The organism is Paracoccus sp. S-4012 (assembly GCF_009674885.1).
Lineage (GTDB): Bacteria > Pseudomonadota > Alphaproteobacteria > Rhodobacterales > Rhodobacteraceae > Paracoccus.
On sequence record NZ_WKKA01000004.1, the window covers coordinates 82354 to 101940 of the forward strand.

At 73.2% G+C, this 19587-nt stretch carries 17 protein-coding genes; 10 read left to right on the forward strand and 7 right to left on the reverse strand.

What is annotated here, in order from left to right:
- The first annotated feature begins 84 nt into the window (after nt 1-84).
- Together hemB and GI374_RS07240 are read left to right on the forward strand one after the other, a co-directional pair.
- A complete protein-coding gene (gene hemB / locus GI374_RS07235; RefSeq protein ID WP_154336358.1) occupies nt 85-1083 on the forward strand; it encodes a porphobilinogen synthase in 999 nt (332 codons plus the stop codon).
- A gap of 117 nt (nt 1084-1200) precedes the next feature.
- Nucleotides 1201-1806: a YSC84-related protein gene (locus GI374_RS07240; RefSeq protein WP_154336359.1), complete on the forward strand. Its 606-nt coding sequence runs from the start codon at nt 1201-1203 to the stop codon at nt 1804-1806.
- A gap of 192 nt (nt 1807-1998) precedes the next feature.
- On the opposite strand, the gene GI374_RS07245 is transcribed toward GI374_RS07240, so the two are convergent.
- A complete protein-coding gene (locus GI374_RS07245) occupies nt 1999-2646 on the reverse strand; it encodes a lytic transglycosylase domain-containing protein (RefSeq protein WP_154336360.1) in 648 nt (215 codons plus the stop codon).
- 178 nt (nt 2647-2824) lie between these two features.
- Here GI374_RS07245 and ssb point away from each other — a divergent pair, with 178 nt between their 5' ends.
- Entirely contained in the window at nt 2825-3334 is a 510-nt protein-coding gene (gene ssb, locus GI374_RS07250; RefSeq protein ID WP_154336361.1) for a single-stranded DNA-binding protein, read from the forward strand.
- An 83-nt stretch (nt 3335-3417) separates the two neighbouring features.
- Here the strand turns inward: ssb and aroB are convergent, their stop codons facing one another.
- Nucleotides 3418-4521 carry a 3-dehydroquinate synthase gene (aroB, locus tag GI374_RS07255; protein ID WP_154336362.1) on the reverse strand — a complete coding sequence of 368 codons (1104 nt, stop codon included), beginning with the start codon at nt 4519-4521 and terminating at the stop codon, nt 3418-3420.
- Entirely contained in the window at nt 4518-5048 is a 531-nt protein-coding gene (locus GI374_RS07260; protein WP_154336363.1) for a shikimate kinase, read from the reverse strand. The genes aroB and GI374_RS07260 overlap by 4 nt, the downstream gene beginning before the upstream one ends.
- 119 nt (nt 5049-5167) lie before the next feature.
- Between GI374_RS07260 and GI374_RS07265 the strand changes: the two genes are divergently transcribed.
- From GI374_RS07265 to GI374_RS07290, 6 genes are all read left to right on the forward strand, one after another.
- Nucleotides 5168-5428 carry a hypothetical protein gene (locus tag GI374_RS07265; protein ID WP_195759868.1) on the forward strand — a complete coding sequence of 87 codons (261 nt, stop codon included), beginning with the start codon at nt 5168-5170 and terminating at the stop codon, nt 5426-5428.
- Complete coding sequence (locus GI374_RS07270; protein ID WP_154336365.1) at nt 5412-7025, forward strand: hypothetical protein; 1614 nt, start codon at nt 5412-5414, stop codon at nt 7023-7025. The genes GI374_RS07265 and GI374_RS07270 overlap by 17 nt, the downstream gene beginning before the upstream one ends.
- Complete coding sequence (locus GI374_RS07275; RefSeq protein WP_154336366.1) at nt 7022-7993, forward strand: tyrosine recombinase; 972 nt, start codon at nt 7022-7024, stop codon at nt 7991-7993. Before GI374_RS07270 ends, GI374_RS07275 begins: the two co-directional genes overlap by 4 nt.
- An 88-nt stretch (nt 7994-8081) precedes the next feature.
- The gene (gene fdxA / locus GI374_RS07280; RefSeq protein WP_154336367.1) at nt 8082-8420 is read left to right on the forward strand and encodes a ferredoxin FdxA; all 339 of its coding nucleotides are present in this window, start codon (nt 8082-8084) and stop codon (nt 8418-8420) included.
- A 390-nt stretch (nt 8421-8810) separates the two neighbouring features.
- Nucleotides 8811-9323: a CarD family transcriptional regulator gene (locus GI374_RS07285; RefSeq protein WP_154336368.1), complete on the forward strand. Its 513-nt coding sequence runs from the start codon at nt 8811-8813 to the stop codon at nt 9321-9323.
- A gap of 120 nt (nt 9324-9443) precedes the next feature.
- Complete coding sequence (locus GI374_RS07290; RefSeq protein WP_154336369.1) at nt 9444-10730, forward strand: O-acetylhomoserine aminocarboxypropyltransferase/cysteine synthase family protein; 1287 nt, start codon at nt 9444-9446, stop codon at nt 10728-10730.
- 52 nt (nt 10731-10782) lie between these two features.
- On the opposite strand, the gene GI374_RS07295 is transcribed toward GI374_RS07290, so the two are convergent.
- Nucleotides 10783-11862 (reverse strand): SIMPL domain-containing protein, encoded by a 1080-nt coding sequence (locus GI374_RS07295; protein WP_195759869.1) that lies wholly within the window; start codon nt 11860-11862, stop codon nt 10783-10785.
- A 200-nt stretch (nt 11863-12062) separates the two neighbouring features.
- Here GI374_RS07295 and GI374_RS07300 point away from each other — a divergent pair, with 200 nt between their 5' ends.
- Nucleotides 12063-15167: a hypothetical protein gene (locus GI374_RS07300; RefSeq protein WP_154336371.1), complete on the forward strand. Its 3105-nt coding sequence runs from the start codon at nt 12063-12065 to the stop codon at nt 15165-15167.
- A gap of 24 nt (nt 15168-15191) precedes the next feature.
- Here GI374_RS07300 and GI374_RS07305 read toward each other — a convergent pair whose 3' ends face one another.
- The 3 genes from GI374_RS07305 to GI374_RS07315 form a co-directional block, all read right to left on the reverse strand.
- Nucleotides 15192-16121: a class I fructose-bisphosphate aldolase gene (locus GI374_RS07305; RefSeq protein ID WP_154336372.1), complete on the reverse strand. Its 930-nt coding sequence runs from the start codon at nt 16119-16121 to the stop codon at nt 15192-15194.
- 76 nt (nt 16122-16197) lie between these two features.
- Nucleotides 16198-16515, reverse strand: coding sequence for an RNA-binding S4 domain-containing protein (locus GI374_RS07310; protein ID WP_370515204.1), 318 nt, complete (start codon nt 16513-16515; stop codon nt 16198-16200).
- The gene (locus GI374_RS07315) at nt 16512-19586 is read right to left on the reverse strand and encodes a helicase-related protein (RefSeq protein ID WP_154336373.1); all 3075 of its coding nucleotides are present in this window, start codon (nt 19584-19586) and stop codon (nt 16512-16514) included. Before GI374_RS07315 ends, GI374_RS07310 begins: the two co-directional genes overlap by 4 nt.
- Between the last annotated feature and the right edge of the window lies 1 nt (nt 19587).

The window sequence follows — 19587 nt, forward strand, 5'->3', positions numbered from 1 at the left end:
GGGGTGGAAAACCCCCGCGTCGGAACGCCCCGGACTTGCGACCGCCCCTCCCCCATGCGACCCAAGGCGCAAAGGAGCCCGCCCATGTCCGCCACCCCGATCGTCGCCCCCTTCCCCGCCACCCGCCTGCGCCGGTTGCGCCGGACGGAGCGGCTGCGCGCGCTGACGGCCGAGGTGAACCTGACGCCCGCGAACCTAATCTGGCCGATCTTCGTCACCGAAATTGCCGGCGGCGAGGGCGAGATCGCCTCCATGCCCGGTGTCCACCGCCTGACGCTCGACGGCGCGAAGCGGGCGGCCGAGCGGGCGATGGACCTCGGCATCCCGGCGATCTGCATCTTCCCGCACAGCGACCCGGACCTGAAGACCGACACCTGCGAGCGCGCCTGGGACCCCGAGAACATCGGCAACCGCGCCATCCGCGCGATCAAGGAGGCCGCGCCCGAGCTTGCGGTGATGACCGACATCGCGCTCGACCCCTACAACGCCAACGGCCATGACGGGATCGTGCGGGACGGCGTGATCGTGAACGACGAGAGCGTCGAGTGCCTGGTGAAGATGGCGCTGACGCAGGCCGAGGCCGGGGCGGATATTCTCGGGCCGTCGGACATGATGGACGGCCGCATCGGCCGGCTCCGCGCGGCGCTCGAGGAGGCGGGGCATCAGGACGTGGCGATCCTGAGCTACGCCGCGAAATACGCCTCGGGCTTCTACGGGCCGTTCCGCGATGCGGTCGGCGCGTCGGGGCGGCTCGTGGGGGACAAGAAGACATACCAGATCAACCCCGCCAACCGCGACGAGGCGATGCGCTGCGTGGCCCGCGACCTCGCCGAAGGGGCGGACATGGTGATGGTGAAGCCGGGGATGCCCTACCTGGACATCTGCCGCATGGTCCGCGACCAGTTCGCGGCGCCGACCTTCGCCTACCAGGTCAGCGGCGAATACGCGATGATCGAGGGCGCGGTGCGGCAGGGGTGGCTCGCCCGCGAGGTGGTTATGGAGAGCCTGCTCGCCTTCCGCCGCGCCGGCTGCGACGGGGTGCTGACTTATTTCGCGCCCGAGGTGGCCGAACAACTCGGCTGACTGCCGCCGGTCGTCGCCGCCGTGCTCGCAAGCCGATGCATGGCAACGATCTTTCCGCTACACTCGCGCGCATGAGGGGCCGCGACGAGCCCCGCGAGGGGACAGGAGATCGGGCAGATGGACAGGAACACGCGCGACGGCTGGTCGCGGCGCGGGGTGCTGCTGGCGGGGGGCGCGGCGGCGCTGACCCTCGGCGGGTGCGGGCCGCAGGGCTTCGACGTCCAGAACTTCTACGGCATTGGCTCGCAGTCGGGGATCGACCGGCGGGTGGACGTCACCCGCGACTACCTGCTGGCGAACTATCCCGCCGCCGCGCCGATGGTCCAGGGCGCGCGCGGAGTCCTCTACATGCCGCTCGTGACCGAGATCGCGCTCGGGCCCGGCGCCTCCTATGGCGAGGGGGCGCTCAGGGTGATGGACCAGACGGTGAATTACTACTCGGCCGCGCAGGCGTCCTTCGGCGTGCAGGCCGGCGCGCAGCAGTATTCGCACGCGCTGATCTTCAACAGCGACGAGGCCTTGGCGGCGTTCCAGTCGTCGCCCGGCTGGGTGGCGGGGGCGGATGCCTTCTATGCGCTGCCGAACGGGGGCCTCGCCATGGGCGTGGACACGCTGACGGCGATGCATCCGATCATCGCGATGATCTTCGGCCAGTCGGGGCTGATGGCCGGCGCGGCGATCGAGGGGACGAAGTATACGCGGGTCACTCTGAACCGGCCGTAAAGGTACCCTCAAGTCAACGCGACGTTCACATCCGCTTCCGCGCGAGGGATTGGGGCGCGTGACCCAATCCCGCTCAGTCCGATGACGCAGCGAAACAGAGGGTCCGCGCACGCACGAAGGTGGGCGCGGACGCGCCCGCCTTGGCGGCGTGCGGGAGGTAGCGGGAAGGTCAGGATCGGCCAGACCGCATCCTCACCCCCCCGCGATCACCCGGACATAGTTCCGCGTCTCGCGATAGGGCGGGATGCCCTTGTATTTCGACACCGCCCCCGGCCCCGCGTTGTAGGCCGCGAGCGCCAGACGCCAGTCGCCGAAGGTGTTGTACATCATCCGCAGGTAGCGGGCCCCGCCGTCGAGGTTCTGGACCGGGTCGGCCGGGTTCACGCCCAGCTTCGCGGCGGTGCCGGGCATCAGCTGCGCCAGCCCCCGCGCGCCCTTGTGCGAGACCGCGTTCGGGTTCCAGCCCGATTCCTGCTGCACGAGGCGCAGGAACAGATCCTCGGGGATGCCGTGCTTGCGGGCCGCCTCGCGGGCATGGGGCAGGTAGGTCGAGCGCCGCCCGGTATAGGCCGGGATCGCCGCCGGAGCCGCGGCCTCGATCGCGACCTTGCCGCCGCCGGGCTGATAGCGGGCGCTGCCCTGGTATTGCGCCGCGAGGCGGCTGTCCATCAGGCGCGTCTGCCGCTGGAACTGTGACATGCGGCTGTTGCCGCCGCCCATCGACAGCCCCTGCGCCGCCGCGGGCGCCACCGTCACCGGCGCCGCCACCGCGCCCAGCGCAACCGCCGCCACGGCCGCGCGCACCACGCCAGCCGCCGTCGAAACCGACCGAACCCCCATCACCACTGTCCCCGTCGTCCCCGTTGTTAAGGGGACGATAGCCAAAAAAACCGCCTGTCGCCACATGCCCCTGCGCGGAGAACCGCAGAGATGGCCGATGCGCGGAGTCTCGCCGATCTTGCCGCCCGCCGTCCTCGCGCGCTAGAGCGGGCACAGACAAGCATGGGAGGCGGCCAGAATGGCAGGCAGCGTCAACAAGGTGATCCTGATCGGCAATCTGGGGCAGGACCCGGAGATCCGCAGCTTCCCCAGCGGCGGCAAGGTGGCGAATCTGAGAATCGCGACCTCCGAAAGCTGGCGCGACAAGGCCTCGGGCGAGCGGCGCGAGCGGACCGAGTGGCACAGCGTGGCCATCTATTCCGAGCCGCTGGTCCGGGTGGCCGAGCAGTATCTGAAGAAGGGCGCCAAAATCTACGTCGAAGGCCAGCTCGAAACCCGCAAGTGGCAGGACCAGTCGGGCAACGACCGCTACTCGACCGAGGTGGCGCTGCGCCCGTTCCGCAGCGAGCTGACGATGCTTGATGGGCGGGGCGGCTCGGGTGGCGGAAGCGGCGGTGGTGACTTTGGCGGCGGCGGTGGCTATGGCGGCGGGCGCGGGGACGACCGCGATCAGGGCCGCGGCGGCGGAGGCGCGGCTGGTGGAGGCGGCTCGTCGCGGGCGGATTTCGACGACGACATTCCGTTCTGAGACCCCAACGGCGCCCTTCCACTTCGCCTTGATCCAAATATCCCGCGGGGGTGCGGGGGCGCGAAGCCCCCGCCTCGCCGCCCCTACCGCGCCGCCCTGAGCGTCGCCCGCACCGCCTCCATCGGCACGTCCTGCGCCACGAAGGCCTCCCCGATCCCCCGCGCCAGAACAAACCGCAGCCGGCCGTCCTGCACCTTCTTGTCCTGCCCCATCAGCGCGATCAGCGCCTCGTCGTCCGGCAATCCCGGCACGTCGCCCAGCCGCGAGGGCAGCCCCACCGCCGCGAAATGCGCCGCTACCCGCGAGGGTAGCTCCTGCGCCACCAATCCCAGCCGGGCCGAGAGGTCGAAGGCGAGCGCACAGCCGATCGCCACCCCCTCGCCATGCAGCAGCCGCTGCCCGTCATAGCCGGTCGCGGCCTCCAAGGCGTGCCCGAAGGTGTGGCCGAGATTGAGAAGCGCGCGCTCGCCCTCCTCGGTCTCGTCCCGCGACACGATCCCGGCCTTCATCCCGACCCCGCGGGCGACGGCGTGGACGATCCCCTCGGGATCATCCGCCAGCCCCGGCCCATGCGCCTCGAGCCACTGGAAGAAGCCCGCGTCGCCCAGCAGCCCGTATTTCGCCACCTCGCCATAGCCGGCGCGGAAATCGCGCGGGGCCAGCGTGCCCAGCACCGCCGTATCCGCCAGCACCAGCGACGGCTGATGGAACGCGCCCACGAGGTTCTTCCCTTGAGCCGAGTTGATCCCCGTCTTGCCGCCGACCGAGCTGTCCACCTGCGCCAGCAGCGTCGTCGGGATCTGCACGAACCGCACCCCGCGCCGCAGGATGGCCGCGGCAAAGCCCGCAAGGTCACCGATCACGCCGCCGCCGAAGGCAACGACCACATCGCGCCGCTCGACCTTCCCGGCGACCAGCCACTCCACGACCCGCTCGAGCGCGGCCCAGCTCTTGGTGCCCTCGCCCGGCGGCAGGGCGAGGCTGGACGCCGCGATTCCCTCCGCCTTCAACGCCGCCTCCAGGGCAGGCAGATGCAGCGCCGCCACCGTCTCGTCCGTCACGATCGCGACCCGCGGGCGGGCCAGCAGCGGCGCGATCTCGGCCCCGGCGCGGGCGATCAGGCCCGGCCCGATCCGCACCTCGTAGCTGCGCGCGCCGAGCGCGACGGGCACGATGCGCGCGCTCATGCGAGGAACCCCGGACGATGCGCCTCGACGGCGCGGCGGACGGCGGCGGCGGTGTCCTCGACGCTGTCGGCGGCGCTCACCGGCACGACGATGTCGGCCTCGGCATAGACCGGCCGCCGGGCCTCCAGCAGCGTCTCGAGCGTCCCGCGCGGGTCGTCCGTCGCCAGCAGCGGGCGGTTCGAGCGCATCCGCACCCGCTGCCACAGCACCTCCAGCGGTGCGTCGAGCCACACGACCACCCCCGCGCCGCGAATCGCCTCGCGGTTGCCCGGTCGGAGCCAGGCCCCGCCCCCAACCGACAGCACCGCGGGCGGTCCGGAGAGCAGCCGCGCCAGCACTTCGGCCTCGCGCTCACGGAAGAAACCCTCGCCATCGCGGGTGAAGATCTCGGGGATGGTCATGGCGGCGGCGCGCTCGATCTCGTGGTCGCTGTCGACGGCGGGCACACCGAGGGTGCGCGCCAGTTCCGCGCCGACGGCGCTCTTTCCGGCGCCCATCATGCCGACCAGCGTCAGCGTCCCCTGCATGCCCCCTCCCGTTCGCGCACGACCGCGCGAGCGCGGTCCGCGGCCTGCTTCTGCATTCCGTCATGGGCAGCTATAGTGCCGCGCGAGACCGGCACAAGACCGGGGAAAGGGCAGTGGTGATGCGTCTGTTGAAGGTTCTGGTGGTCCTCGTGGTGCTGGCCGTGGCGGGCCTCGCGGGCTACGCCTATCTGGGCGACATGGCCCCCGAGCGGCGCGAGACGCGGGTGCCGATCACGCTGGGCGAGGGCGGCGCGGTCGCCGGGCGGCCCGTCAGCGTCACCGCCGCGTCCCCCGCGGATGCGCCGCCGACGGAAGATGCGGCAGCCGTGGACGCGCCCCCGCCCGTCGCGGCCGGGGACCCCGATGCGCAACTCGACTGAGCTTCGCCTCGCGTTCGCCGCGGCGCTGATTGCGCTCGGCGGCTCGGGCGCGATGGCCGCACCGCCGCTCTCGGCCAACGAATGGCTCTCCGGCGGCGCCGCGCCGCCTGCCGTGGGGGCATGGCGGCCGGGCGACGCGATCCCCGCCGACGCGGCGCGGGCGCGGGACGCCGGCCGCCGCCCGCCGCAGGCGCCGGCGTCGTGGCGCAGTGCGCCCGGCGATGCGGCGATCGGCGTCACCCGGCTCGAAGCGCCCGATCCGGACCGCGCGGGGCTGCTTTCACCCGCCGCCGCTGGCCTGCCCCCCGGCCTCTGGACCGGCGCCACCGCCGCCGAGGCCACCGCCGCCATTGCGGCCAGCGATCCGCGCCTGCCCGCCAACAACCGCCTGCTGCGCCGCCTGCTGCTGGCGCAGCTCGACCCGCCCGAGGGAACCGAGGGCGCGGCGCTGTTTCTCGCCCGCGTCGACCGGCTCATGGCGCTCGGCGCGGTGGACGCGGCGGCGCGGCTGCTCGACGCCGCCGGGGCGACCGGGCCGGAGGCCATCCGCCGAGGGATCGACGCCGCCCTGCTGCTCGGGCAGGAGGACGAGGCCTGCGCCGCCCTCGCCGCCGCCCCCGGCGCGGCCCTCGACCTCGCACCCCGCATCTACTGCCTCGCCCGCGCGGGCGACTGGGACGCGGCGGCGCTTGCGCTGACCGGCGGCGAGGCCATGGGCGCGCTGGATCCCGGCCTCGCGGCGCGTCTCCACGCCTTCCTCGACGACGCCGCCGTGGACGAGGGCCTCGAGCCGCCGCAGCCCGAGGCGGTCACGCCGCTCGACTACCGGCTGCTCGCCGCCATCGGCCAGCCGGTCCCGACCGCGCCGCTGCCGCTGGCCTTCGCCTGGGCCGACCTCGGCCAGGACAGCGGCTGGAAGGCGCGGGTCGATGCGGCCGAGCGGCTGGCCCGCGCCGGCAGCCTCTCGCCCGCCCGGCTGCGCGCGATCTATGCCGAGGAGCCGCCGGCCGCCTCGGGCGGCGTGTGGGAGCGGGTGGCGGCGGTGCAGGCGCTCGACGCCGGGCTGCGGGCCGAGGACGCCGAAGCGGTCGCCGCCGCCCTGCCGCGCGCCGCGGCGGCGATGGCCGCCGCCGGGCTGACGCCGGCGCTGGGCGAGATGTTCGCCACCGACCTCGCCCGGATGCCGCTGCCGGAGGAGGCCGCGGCGCTCGCGCTCGATCTGTCGCTGACCGCTGCCGACGTGCTGCCACCGCAGGCCTGGGAGGGCCTCGCGGCGCCCGCCGACCCGCTCCGCGCCTGGCAGCTCGCCCTGGCGCGCGGCGAGGCGGTGGCCACCGCCAACGCTCCGCCCGGCGGGCTGGTGGGGGCGCTTGCCGTTGCGCTCTCGGGCGAGGCGCGGGCGCTGCCGGAAGGGCGCGCGACGGGGCTGCTGCTCCTCGAGGCAATGGCGGATGCCGACGCCGGGCTCGAAGGCGACGACGTCCGCGCCGCCCGCGGCATCGCCGCGCTGCGCGCCCTCGGGCTCGAGCGCGAGGCCCGTGGCGCGGCGCTGCAGCTGATGCTGCTGCGCCGCCAGCCCGGCGCCGCGATGCCATGACCCGCGCCGAGGGTCCGTCAGCCGACGACGCCCGCCGCATCTCGGCCTTCCTCGAGGCGCAGGCGGCCGAAGCTGGCTCGGCCCGCAACACGCTGCTGGCCTATGGCCGCGACCTCGCCGACGCCGCCGCCTTCTGCGCCCGGCGCGGCACCACGCTCGGCGCCATCACCCGCGACGAGGTCGAGGCCTGGCTCGCGCAATGCGAGGCCGCGGGCCTGTCGCGGGCGACACGGGCGCGCAGGCTCTCCTCCATGCGCCAGTTCACCCGCTTCGCGCTGTCGGAAGGCTGGCGCGAGGACGACCCGGCGATCCGCATCCGCGGGCCGGGGCGGGCGCAGCGGCTGCCGAAGACGCTGAGTCAAGCCGAGGTGGAGGCGCTGATCGCCGCAACCGGCGCGGTCGGCCGCGACGAGACCGACCGGCTGCGGAACGCCTGCCTGCTGGAACTGCTCTACGCCACCGGCATGCGAGTGAGCGAGCTCGTCGCCCTTCCCGTGGCGGCCGCGCGGGGCGACCCGGAGGCGTTGCTGATCCGCGGCAAGGGCGGGCGCGAGCGAATGGTGCCGCTGACACGTCCTGCCCGCGCGGCACTGAGCGCTTGGCTGGCGCGGCGCGACAGCGCGGCCGAGGCCGAGGCCCTCGGCCGGCTTGTCCGGGGCCGCGGTGGCCGCTGGCTGTTCCCGGCGCCCGGGGCCGAGGGGCACCTGACGCGCCAGGGCTTCTCGTTCATCCTGCGCCAGCTTGCCCTCGCCGCCGGGGTTGCACCCGAGCGCGTCACCCCGCATGTCCTGCGCCACGCCTTCGCCACGCATCTGCTGGAGGGGGGCGCGGACCTGCGCTCGATCCAGGCGCTGCTGGGCCATGCGGACCTCTCGACAACCGAGATCTACACCCATGTCCTCGACGCGCGGCTGCGGGAGCTGGTGCTGACGCGCCACCCGCTCGCGCGCGGACGGGACGAAGCTTGACGCAGCCGACGGCAGCTGCCCGGCGAGCGCGGCTTGAACCCGTCCGCGCGACTGTCTAGGTCGGACCCGTCCGTCAGGAGGCCCTCCCATGACCTATGTCGTCACCGAGAACTGCATCATGTGCAAGTACACGGACTGCGTCGAGGTCTGTCCGGTCGACTGCTTCTACGAGGGCGAGAACACGCTGGTCATCCACCCGGACGAATGCATCGACTGCGGCGTCTGCGAGCCGGAATGCCCCGCCGACGCGATCCGGCCCGACACCGAGCCCGCGATGGAGCAATGGGTGGAGTTCAACCGCAAGTATGCGGAGCAGTGGCCCGTCATCACGCGGAAGAAAGACCCGATGCCCAACTATGCGGAGATGGACGGGCAGACGGGCAAGCTGGAGAAGTACTTTTCCGAGGCGCCCGGCGAGGGGGACTGACCGCGCGCCTCGCGCTGCCGGAGGGGAGGGCAGCGCCCTCCTGCATGACGGCGGTGGATTGCCCCACGCAGGGCTGGCACGGGCATCCGAATCCACTCACCCGAGGTGATTCGCAGCGCCCCTCCCCTGCACCCGCGCAAAGCCGTCCGGCAGCAAGCCCTGCTGGCAGAACAGCACCCTTCTTTCGGGCAAGGTTTTGTGATATGTTCCTGTCACATCGCCGTTTGACCCGGCCCACCCCGTGGGCGATCCGGACAGCGGTAATGCCGTCCGGATCGTCTGCCCGGTCCGGGGAACAATGACAAGACCCCAACGGACCCGAGGCGGAGCTTCCGCGGCGGGGCCGTTTTGCACTCCCGGCCTGGGACGGGGGTAGCCGAGGAAAGTAGAATGACCAAGACCAAGAAATCTGAGTTCCGCCCCGACGATTTCGTCGTCTACCCGGCGCATGGCGTCGGCCGCATCGTCTCGATCGAGGAGCAGGAGGTCGCCGGCCTGCGCCTCGAGATGTTCGTGATCTCCTTCGAGAAGGACAAGATGACCCTGCGCGTGCCGACCGCCCGCGCGACCGAGATCGGGATGCGCCAGCTCAGCTCGCCCGACCTGATCGACCAAGCGCTCGAGACGCTGAAGGGCAAGGCCCGCGTCAAGCGCGCGATGTGGTCGCGCCGCGCGCAGGAATACGAGCAGAAGATCAACTCGGGCGAGCTCATGTCGATCGCCGAGGTCGTGCGCGACCTGCACCGCAACGACGAGCAGCGCGAGCAGTCCTATTCCGAACGTCAGCTCTACGAGGCCGCCCTCGAGCGCCTGACCCGCGAGGTCGCCGCTGTCGGCGGCACCGACGAGGCCACTGCGCAGCGCAAGGTGGACGAGGTCCTGCTGAGCCGCGTCGCCGCGTAAGCGCGCCCGCTTCCCCTCACGGGCGTCCCTCGCGGACGCCCGTTTTCCGTTCCGCCACCTTGCCGCCGCCCGCCGCCCGCCCTAGCCTCCGCGCGATTTCATTCCCCGGAGGCTGAAGCCATGAGCGACGACTGGCATTTCGACACGCAGGCGATCCATGCGGGCGCCGCGCCCGACCCCGCCACCGGCGCACGGCAGGTGCCGATCTACCAGACCACCGCCTACCAGTTCAAAGACGCCGACCACGCTGCCCGGCTCTTCAACCTGCAGGAAGTGGGCTACATCTATTCGCGCCTGACCAACCCGACCGTGCAGGCGCTGCAGACCCGCCTCGCCGCGCTCGAGGGCGGGGCCGGGGCGGTCGCCTGCTCGTCGGGCCACGCGGCGCAGATCATGGCGTTGTTCCCGCTGATGGGGCCGGGGCGCAACCTGATCGCCTCGACCCGCCTCTACGGCGGCACCGTCACGCAGTTCTCGCAGACCATCCGCCGCTTCGGCTGGTCGGCGAAATTCGTCGATCTCGACGACCTCGACGCGCTGCGCGAGGCCATCGACGACGACACCCGCGCGATTTTCTGCGAGTCGATCTCGAACCCCGGCGGCTACGTCACCGACCTCCCCGCCGTGGCCGAGGTCGCCGATGCGGCCGGAATTCCGCTGATCGTGGACAACACGCTCGCCACCCCGGTCCTCTGCCGGCCGCTGGAGATGGGCGCCACGCTGGTCGTGCACTCGCTGACCAAATACCTCACCGGCAACGGCACCGTCATGGGCGGTGCGGTGATCGATTCAGGCAAGTTCGACTGGTCGGCCTCCGACAAGTTCCCCTCGCTCTCGGCCGAGGAGCCCGCCTATCACGGCCTGAAGTTCCACGAGACCTTCGGCCCGGCGGCCTTCACCTTCCACTCCATCGCCATCGGGTTGCGCGACCTCGGCATGACGCTTAACCCGCAAGCGGCCCATTACACGCTGATGGGGACCGAGACGCTTGGCCTCAGGATGCAGCGCCATGTCGAGAACGCCGTGAAGGTGGCGGAATGGCTGGAGGCCGATCCGCGCGTGACCGAGGTCAGCTATGCCGGGCTGAAGTCCTCGCCCTACAACGACCGGGCGCAGCGGCTCTATCCCAGGGGGGCGGGCGCGATCTTCAACTTCAAGGTGAAGGGCGGCTACGAGGCCTGCGTGAAGCTGATCGGGGCGCTGAAGCTCTTCAGCCATGTGGCGAATCTCGGCGACACGCGGTCGCTGGCGATCCACTCGGCCTCGACCACGCACCGGCAGCTGACGCCGGAGCAGCTGGAGGCGGCGGGCGCGCCCCTCGATGCCGTGCGGCTGTCGATCGGGATCGAGAATGTCGAGGACATCATCGCCGATCTGGACCAGGCGCTGAGCACCGCGACGGCCTGATCATCGGAGTTCGGATGAAGGCTCGGGCGTCACGCCCGAGCCTCTTTGCGTTTCACTGGCCGGGCGGCGTGGGGTTCGGCCCGAGCAGCCAGTCGGGCACTTCGATCATCCGCCCCCGCATCGGCATCCCGTCGCCAGGCGGCGGCTCGCCCGTCACCACGGCCGGTCTGTCACCCGCGGCCGCGGAGGCGGGATCGGCCGGCAGCGGCATGGGCTGGCCGCCAAGGTCCGCGCCATCCGGTCCGACCGGGCGCGGCGGCTCGCCGGGGCGGCTGCGGTCGCGGCGCATCGGGATCAACTCCCACACGGCATTGACCTGCGCCTGCACCTGCAACTCGCCCGCGGCGACCGGCGTCGAGGCCTCGGCATCGGCCGCCATCGCGCGCATTATGTAGGGCTGCGGCGGGCCGAAGCCCGGCATCGGCTGGTCGGTGATCGATACGAGCCGCCCGAGCCGCTGCCCCGCCGCCGCAGCGATCGCCTCGGCCCGTTCGCGCGCGCTCTCGACCGCGCGCTGCCGGGCGGTGATCTCGGCCTCCGAGGCGTCCTCGCGCAGGAAGCTGATGCCTTGGATCTCGTTCGCGCCGGCGCCGATCACGCCGTCGATGACCGGCCCGAGGCCGGCGAGGTCGCGCACCCGGACGGTGACGATGTTGCTGGCCTGGTAGCCGGTGATGACCGGCGGGCCGCCCTCGCGCGAGTAGTCCTGGATCGCGTTCAGCGCGAGGCCCGAGGTCTGGACGTCCCGCGCCTCGATCCCGGCGGCCTCGAGGGCGCTGAACACGCCCTGCTGGCGGGCGGCGTTCTGCGCCATCGCCTCGGCTGCCGTCGGCGCCTGCACCATCACGCCGAGGCTGACCACCGCGACATCCGGCGCGATGCTGGCCTGACCCTCGCCGATCACGGTGATCCGGCCGCGCTCAGCCTGCCCGCGCTCGCCGCGCATGGGGGAGGAATGGCCCATCTGCCCGCCGTGATGCATGCCGCCATGTCCGTGCATCCCGTGGCCGCCGTGATGGCCGCCCATGCCGGGCGTGGCCGAAGCCGGAGCGCCGAGCGCGAGAGCAAGCGCTAATCCCGGTGCAAGGAGCCGGGCCGCGGTTGGGCGGAGTGTCAGCTGGGGGCGGGTCATCGGCAGGCTCCTTTGGCGAGGCGGAAACGGCCGGTGCGAACGCGGCGGCACCGGCGGCGGTTTCGGCATCATCCCGCAGGACGGCACGCGAATCCCCTCACGATCTTGTGTTCCGCTTCCCTCGCAGCCGAAAATCCAGTAGGTCTGGGGGCAATAAAGAGCAGCACCCGCGCCCAACGCGACGCACCGAAAGCCCGTCCATGATTGCAGATTCCGCCGCCCGGCTCGCGTCCCCGCCACCGCCTGCGGAGGACCGGCCCCGCCACGCCCTCGCCTTCGACCTGGACGCCGTGCACCTGATGGAGGACGAGGAGGGCGCCTGGGTCTGGCGCGGCGCGGCGCGCTATGACGCGCCCGACCTGCAGCGGCGGCTCGACACCCTGCGGCGCGGGCTCGAGGGTCCGAGCGACGAGGTCGCGCTCCTCATCCCCGAGGATCAGGTCCTCTTCACCAACCTGACGGTGGACCCCGCCAAGCCCCGGCGCGAGGCCGTGGCCCGCGCGCTCGAGGGGGTGACGCCGTATCCGGTGGCCGAGCTCGCCTTCGACTGGGTGGACGACGCGCCCGACCGGGTGCGGGTGGCGACCGTCTGGCGCGGCAGCTTGCGCGAATACACCGATTTTGCCAGCGAACACGGCTTCACTCCGATGGCGGCGCTTGCGGAGGGGGATGGCACCGCCTTCCCGGGCGAGGCGCGGTTCTGGGAGGCGCTCGAGGGGGAAGGCGCGAAGCCGCGGCCGGCTGTTGAGACGGGGAGGGCCGAAGAGGCGACCGCCGAGGCTGCGCCCGAGATTCAGGAATCGCAGGCCGACCTGGCTGCCGCTGCGGATACCCCTGCTGCGGAGGTCTCCGAGGACGCCGCTGCCGATACCCCTGCGGCCGAGGCATCCGAAGCCGCCGCTCCGCCGCCCGAGCCTGCGGCTGTCGCGCCCAGGGTCGAAGCGGCCAGCCCGGCAGCGCCGCGCCCGCGCCGCAGCCTGCGCGCCACCGAAGCGGCAGGTGGGCGTGAGCCGGAGTCCGGGGCCGAGCTGCTCGCGACGGCGATCGCGCGCATCCGCTCGCTCTCGCCCGGCAACGGCGCGGCGGTGAACGATCCCCGCGCGCTGCCCGAGGATGCGGAGGCGGAGGAGCAGGCGGCGCCCGTTGCCCCGGGCGAGGAGGAGGCCGAGGCGCAGCGCGCCCGCGCCCGTGCCCGCCGGGGGGTGGCGAGTCGCGAGCGGCGGCAGGGAGAAGCGCCGGCTGGCCGGCACCCCGCCCCGCTCGTCGCCCACCGCGCGGCGCCGGCTCAGGAGCCTGCCCTCGCCCCTCGCGCCGAGGCCTTCCACGAGCGCGCCCGGGAGGCTCGCGCCTCAACCGCGCCGCGGCCCGATGCGGCTCCTCAGCCCGGCGGGCGGGCGACGGACAGCCGCATGCTGGGCATCATGCTCGTCCTGCTGCTGGCCGGGATCGCCGCCGTGTTCCTGTTCGGGGGCCAGGGAACGCCCCCGGCCCCCGCGACCGAGGCGACCGCCCCCGTGACCGCAGCGGCGCCCGCGGTCGCGGAGCCGGGCGCCGCCGCCCCTTCCGAGCCCGTCGCGCCCGCGCCGATGCCGCCAGCAACCGTTCCGCTGACGGAACCCTCCGCGAGCAGCGCCGCTCCCGCGTCCACAGCGGCAGAAGCCACCGCGCCGCTCCCTTCTGCGTCCACTGCGACGGTTCCGGCCGCGCCGTCCGAGACAACGGAGACCGAGCCCGCCGTGCCGGAAGCCGTCGGGGCCACCGGCCCCATGCGGCCAGCCCCGGTGCCGTCCGAGCCTTCCGCGACGCCCCCGGCCGAAGCCGCCTCGGGCCCGGCAACCGCGCCGCCCGCGGCAGGTCGCGAGAGCGCCATCGAGGCGGCCGTCGCCCTCGCCAATTCCGAGGCGCCCGCCGTGCGGCCCGCGGCGCCTGCCGCCGATGCCGCGCCGGAGCTGCCGCAGGACCCCCTGCCCTTCGACCGCGCGGCCGAGCCTGAGCCCTCACCCGTGACCGGCATCCGCCCGCCGCAGAGGCCTGCCACCTCCGCCCCGGCGAGCGGCGTGTCCGCGCCGCAGGCCGCCGCGCCGGTCCCCACGTCGCAGCGGGCGCCGCCCCCGCCGCTACAGGCCACCCCGCTGGCGCCGCAGGCCGCAACGCCCCCGGCGACGACGCCCGCGCCGACCACTTCACCGCGCCCGCCAGAGCGTCCCGCGACCCTCGGGCAAGCGCCCGCCGCAGCCCCGGCCAGCCCCGCGCCACCGCCCCGGCGCGGGGCGGCGCTGTCCACCGACCGGCGGACCGCGCAGGTGGGGCGGCTGGTTCTCGCCCCAGCCGATCACGCGCTTTTCGCCGCGGCGCCCGCCTCGCTCGCGCGCGGTGCGATTTCCGTCGCGCCGGCGCTCGACCGCGCCATCGTCGCCATGCCCTCGGCGGCCGGGCCGCGCTTCGCGCAAGCCCGTCCGCCGAGCCGGGGCGAGCGGCCGCAGGCCGCGTCCTCGGTCGATGCCGCCGTCGCCGCGGCCGTTGCCAGCCAGTCCGCCTCGACCCCGAACCGCCTGCTCCCCTCCGACCGCCCCTCGCCCCGCCCGCGCAGCGCCGCCGCGTCTGCCGCCCCGGCCTCGACGAGCGCCGTCGAAGGCGCCATCGCGGCCGCGATCCGCGCCTCCCCCGCCGCGCCCGGCGGTGTCGCGCTGACGGCGCTGCGCAGCTCGCCCTTCCCGCAGCCCGCGCCGCGCGACCGCCGCCCCGCAGCGGCCGCGCCTCAACCGCCTGCCGCCGCCGCGCCGCAGGCCGCCGACCAGACCGCCGCCGCGGTCGCCGCCGCAGCCGCCGCACAGGCCGAGCAGCGGCGCCTCGACGAGCAGCTTCAGGCGCAGGCCGAGGAGCGCGCCCGCGCCGCATCCGCCGCGCAGATCGAGGCCCAGCAGCGCGCCGCCGCCGAGGCCCGCGCCCGCGCCCAGGCCGAGGCCGAGATGCGCGCCGCCGCCGCCGCCCGGCAGCCGCTGCGCCATGTCGAGAGCGACAACGAGCCGGAGCTTTCGCGCCCCGTCGGCGGCGGCACGACCTCGGCCACGGTCGCGTCGGGCGCCACGGCGAGCGGGATCGACCTCAACCGCACGACGCTGATCGGGGTGGTGGGCGCGGGCAAGGCCTCGCGCGGGCTGATCCGGCTCCGCAACGGGCGGATCGTCACGGTGCGCCTTGGCGACCGGATCGATGGCGGGCCGATCACCGAGATCGGCAAGGGGGCCGTCACCTATGTCCAGAACGGACGGCCGCAGCAGCTGCGGATTCTGGAAGGGCGGTGAGGGGGCCTTGCGGCCCCCGCAGCCTTACTCCTGACCCTTGTAGATCGAGACCAGCTTGCCCAGCATCTGCAGCGCGTCCTCGCGCGACCGCTGGAAGCTGTTGCGGCCGATGATCGAGCCGTTGCCGCCGCCGTCGCGGATCGCGCGGGCGTCCTCGTAGACCGCGTCCGCGCCCTTCGCGGCGCCGCCCGAGAAGACCACGATCCGCCGCCCGCCGAAGGCCGCCTGCATGCAATGCGCCACGCGCGCGGCCTGGGTCGAGATGTCGATGCCCTGCTCCTGATAGACCTTCTTGGCTTCCTTGTTCTCGAGGAAGTCGGTCGAGAGCTTGATCTTGATGACATGCGCGCCGAGCAGCGCCGCGATCTGCGCGGCATAGGCGGCGATGTCGATGGCGGTCTCGCCGTCCTTGGTGATCGCCTCGCCGCGCGGATAGGACCAGATCACCGTCGGGATGCCGTAGGCCGCGGCCTCGGCCCGCATCTCGGAGATCTCCTCGAACATGTCGAGGGCCATGTCGGAGCCCGGATAGATGGTGAAGCCGATGGCCGAGCAGCCGAGACGCAGCGCGTCCTGCACCGTCGCGGTCACCGCCTGGTTCTTGCCGGCGCTGTCGCTCATCAGGCTGTTGGCGCTGTTGCATTTGAGGATCGTCGGGATCTGCCCGGCGAAGCTGTCGGCGCCGGCCTCGATCATGCCGAGCGGCGCGGCGTAGGCGTTCAGGCCCGCGTCGATGGCGAGCTGGTAGTGGTAATGGGGGTCATAGCCCAGCGGGTTCTTGGCGAAGCTGCGCGCCGGGCCGTGCTCGAAGCCCTGGTCCACGGGCAGGATGATCATCTTGCCGGTGCCCGCCAGTTCGCCGGTCATCAGCATGCGGGCGAGATTGCCCTTCACGCCGGGGTTCTCGCCCTCGTAATTGGCGAGGATCTTGCGGACGGTGTCGGTCATCTTCATGGCGGCGCTACCTCATGCGTGGGGGATCATGCGTGGGTTGACTAGGCCAAGCGCCGCGGGGCGGCAACCGGTTGGCTCACGGCCCCCCGGCTTCCGCGCGACCGGCGAGGTCCTCGTAGAGGGTCTGCGCCTCGGCGGGAGGGCCGCGGCGCGCGCCGGGGGCGACGACGCGCAGCGCCCGCACGCGCGGGCCGGAGCCGACCGTCACCACGTCGCCGGGGCCGACCATCTGCGCGGGCTTCTGGCAGGGCGCGCCGTTCACGCGGATGCCGCCGGCTGCGATGCGGTCGGCGGCGAGCGTGCGGGTCTTGAAGACGCGCGCATGGCAGAGCCAGCGGTCGAGGCGGATGCGTCCGCCCTCCGCCGGCGCATCCTCGTCCCTGTCGCGCCTCACTGCCGGTTCTTGAGCGCGGCGAGGACCGCGAAGGGGCTGTCGGGGTCGATCGGCTTCTCGGTCCGCGGCGGGCGGGCGCTGTAGGCGCGCGAGCCCTCGTTGCGGGGACCCTGGCCGGGCTTGCCCTTTGGGCCGCCCTTGCCGCCGCGCTCGGGCCGTTCGCCACGCTCGCGCGCGGCCTCGCCCTCGTTGCGGCGGGGCTGCCCGTGCTTCTTCGGGCCGCGCTCGCGCTTGCCCTCGCCCTCGTGGCGGCGATCGCCGCCCTGCCGCGCCTCGCCCGCCTGCGTCGCCTCGGCGGCGGGGGCACCCTCGCCCGCCACGGCAGGCTCGGGCGCGCGGCCACGCTGGCCGTCGCGGCGCGGGCCGCGCGGACCGCGGCGCTCGCCCTCGGCCTCGGGGCGCGGGCCGCGGCGGGCCTGGCCACGCGGCTTTGGCGCCCAGGTGAAGGTGTAGAAGACCTCCATCTCGACCGGCTCGGCCTCTGCCGTCTCGGCGGCTTCACCCTCGGGCGCGGCCTCGGGCTCGGTCGCAGCCTCTGCCGCCGCCTTCTCCTCGGCCTCGCGCCTGGCGGCCTGCTCGGCCTCCCAGCGGGCGCGGGTCTCGGCGGCGAGGACGCTCTCCTCCTCGGTCAGCGGGTTCGCCGACTCCGGTGCCTGCTCCTCGCCCTCGGGCGCGGCCTCCGGCACCCCGGCCTCCACCGCCTTCGCGGGCTTCGGCCGCTCGCCGCGCTCGGCCGCGTAGCCCAAGCCCTGCATCAGCGCCGCGAATTGCTCGAGCGTCATTCCGGTGATCGACAGCATCTCCGGGCTCGCCTCGAAGCCCGCGCGGCTGTCCTTCTGCCGCACGAGGTCGGCCAGCCGCTCCAGCATGTCGATGCGGATCGCCCGGTCGCCCGCCGGGTGGTAGCCCGAGAGCGTGTAGTGCTGGCGCGGCACGTCGGGCAGGTTCGGGATCGTCACCAGACCGGGCGGCGGGCTCTCGGGGAACTCGTCCAGCCCGGCGAAAAGGCTCCACAGCACCAGCCGCAGGCGGGTCGGCGCGGGCTTCAGCAGCGCCGGCTGGAAGATCGTGAACTGGCCGAAGCGGACGCCGTGCTTGCGCAGCGCCGAGCGCGCCTCCTGGTCCAGCTCCTTGACCTCGTTCGTCACGCCCGCACGCGGCAGCACGCCCATCGCCTCGACCAGCCGGAAGGCCATGCCGCGGGCGAGCCCGGTCAGCGTCTCGTCGTCGCGGAGCGCCATCAGCGGCTCGAACTGCGCCGCGATGCGGCGGTCCATGAAATGCTGCAAGCGGCGGCGGACCTTCTCGGCGATCTCGGGCCCCGCCTCCTCATCCACGAAGACCTCGATCTTCGGCTTCATCGGATCGTCGCCCTTTGCGAGCTTCCCCACGGCCGAGGAGCCCCACATCAGCCCGCCCTGCTCGGTCAGGTCGAGCTCGGTGTCGGGCGCGTTGTAGAAGCGGTCGGCGCGCAGGTGAAACTCCGGCCGCAGCGCCTCGTAGGCGGCGCGGGTCAGCATCTTGGCCTCGTCGCCCTGCGCCGATGGATCGGTGCGGAACCGGAAACCGTCCAGCCGCCCGGCGAACTCGCCCTCGACGCTGACCTCGCCCTTGTCGTTGACCTCGGCCACGAGGCTCTCCTTCTGCTTCAACCGGCGCAGCAGAACGGAGGTGCGCCGGTCCACGAATCTCTGGGTCAGTGCCGCGTGGAGCGCGTCCGACAGGCGGTCTTCTACAGCGCGGGTCTCGCCGCGCCAATGGTCTTCATCCTGCACCCATCCGCGGCGCTGCGCCACATAGGTCCAGGTGCGGATATACGACAGCCGCTTGCTGATCGCGTCGATGTCGCCGCCGGTCTTGTCGATGCGCGCGACCGACCGGGCGATCCAGTCCGAGGGCACGCCCCCCTCCTGCACGAAGCCGAAGATGCGGGACAGCAGCGTCGTGTGCTCGACCGGCGAGATGCTGCGGAAGTCGGGGATGCGGCAGACGTCCCAGAGGAGGCGCACGTCCTTCGGATGCGTCGCGCGGGCCCGGATCTCGGGCAGGTCGCCAAGCGCCTTGAGCGCCCGGAGGTCGTCGGCCTCGCGTCCTCGGGAAAGCCATTCGCTCGACGGCGCGACCTCGAGCGAGGCTTGCAGCCGGTCGATCGTGCCGAATTCAAGCGCGCCGTTCCTCCACATCAACCGGCTGATCGGCTGGAAGCGGTGGTTCTCGATCGCCGCGATCAGCCCCTCGTCCAGCGCGGAGGCCTCGCCGGTGACGCCGAAGGTGCCGGGCTCGGTGTGCCGCCCTGCCCGGCCGGCGATCTGGCCGAGTTCATGCGGGAACAGCGGCCGCATCCGGCGGCCGTCGAACTTGTGCGTGGCCTCGAAGGCGACGTGGCGGATGTCGAGGTTCAGGCCCATGCCGATGGCGTCGGTTGCGACGAGATAATCGACGTCGCCCGCCTGATACATCGCCACCTGCGCGTTCCGGGTCCGCGGGCTGAGCGCGCCCATCACCACCGCACAGCCGCCCTTCTGGCGCCTGAGCAGCTCGGCCGTGGCATAGACGTCATCGACCGAGAAGCCGACCACGGCCGAGCGCGCGGGCATCCGGCTGAGCTTCTTCGACCCCGCCCATGACAGCGTCGAGAACCGCTCGCGCCGCATGAAGGTGGCGTCCGGGACGAGCGCGGCGATGGCCGGGCGCATGGTGTCCGAGCCGAGGAACAGCGTCTCGTGCAGGCCCCGCGCGTTCAGCAGGCGGTCGGTGAAGACATGGCCGCGCTCAGGGTCGGCGCAGAGCTGGATCTCGTCGATGGCGACAAAATCGGCGCCGATCGCCTCGGGCATCGCCTCGACCGTGGCGACCCAGTATTGCGCCCGGTCGCCGACGATCCGCTCCTCGCCGGTGACCAGCGCCGCGACCGAGGGGCCGCGGGCCTTCACGATGCGGTCATAGACCTCGCGCGCGAGCAGCCGCAGCGGCAGGCCGATGACGCCGGTGCGATGCGCCAGCATCCGGTCGATGGCGTAATGGGTCTTGCCGGTGTTGGTCGGCCCGAGGACGGCCGTGACGCGGGTCATG

Bases quoted from the DNA above. Each gene is read 5' to 3' on its own strand.
- hemB (WP_154336358.1), top strand. From the start codon at position 85: ATGTCCGCCACCCCGATCGTCGCCCCCTTCCCCGCCACCCGCCTGCGC.
- GI374_RS07240 (WP_154336359.1), top strand. From the start codon at position 1,201: ATGGACAGGAACACGCGCGACGGCTGGTCGCGGCGCGGGGTGCTGCTG.
- GI374_RS07245 (WP_154336360.1), bottom strand. From the start codon at position 2,646: ATGGGGGTTCGGTCGGTTTCGACGGCGGCTGGCGTGGTGCGCGCGGCC.
- ssb (WP_154336361.1), top strand. From the start codon at position 2,825: ATGGCAGGCAGCGTCAACAAGGTGATCCTGATCGGCAATCTGGGGCAG.
- aroB (WP_154336362.1), bottom strand. From the start codon at position 4,521: ATGAGCGCGCGCATCGTGCCCGTCGCGCTCGGCGCGCGCAGCTACGAG.
- GI374_RS07260 (WP_154336363.1), bottom strand. From the start codon at position 5,048: ATGCAGGGGACGCTGACGCTGGTCGGCATGATGGGCGCCGGAAAGAGC.
- GI374_RS07265 (WP_195759868.1), top strand. From the start codon at position 5,168: ATGCGTCTGTTGAAGGTTCTGGTGGTCCTCGTGGTGCTGGCCGTGGCG.
- GI374_RS07270 (WP_154336365.1), top strand. From the start codon at position 5,412: ATGCGCAACTCGACTGAGCTTCGCCTCGCGTTCGCCGCGGCGCTGATT.
- GI374_RS07275 (WP_154336366.1), top strand. From the start codon at position 7,022: ATGACCCGCGCCGAGGGTCCGTCAGCCGACGACGCCCGCCGCATCTCG.
- fdxA (WP_154336367.1), top strand. From the start codon at position 8,082: ATGACCTATGTCGTCACCGAGAACTGCATCATGTGCAAGTACACGGAC.
- GI374_RS07285 (WP_154336368.1), top strand. From the start codon at position 8,811: ATGACCAAGACCAAGAAATCTGAGTTCCGCCCCGACGATTTCGTCGTC.
- GI374_RS07290 (WP_154336369.1), top strand. From the start codon at position 9,444: ATGAGCGACGACTGGCATTTCGACACGCAGGCGATCCATGCGGGCGCC.
- GI374_RS07295 (WP_195759869.1), bottom strand. From the start codon at position 11,862: ATGACCCGCCCCCAGCTGACACTCCGCCCAACCGCGGCCCGGCTCCTT.
- GI374_RS07300 (WP_154336371.1), top strand. From the start codon at position 12,063: ATGATTGCAGATTCCGCCGCCCGGCTCGCGTCCCCGCCACCGCCTGCG.
- GI374_RS07305 (WP_154336372.1), bottom strand. From the start codon at position 16,121: ATGAAGATGACCGACACCGTCCGCAAGATCCTCGCCAATTACGAGGGC.
- GI374_RS07315 (WP_154336373.1), bottom strand. From the start codon at position 19,586: ATGACCCGCGTCACGGCCGTCCTCGGGCCGACCAACACCGGCAAGACC.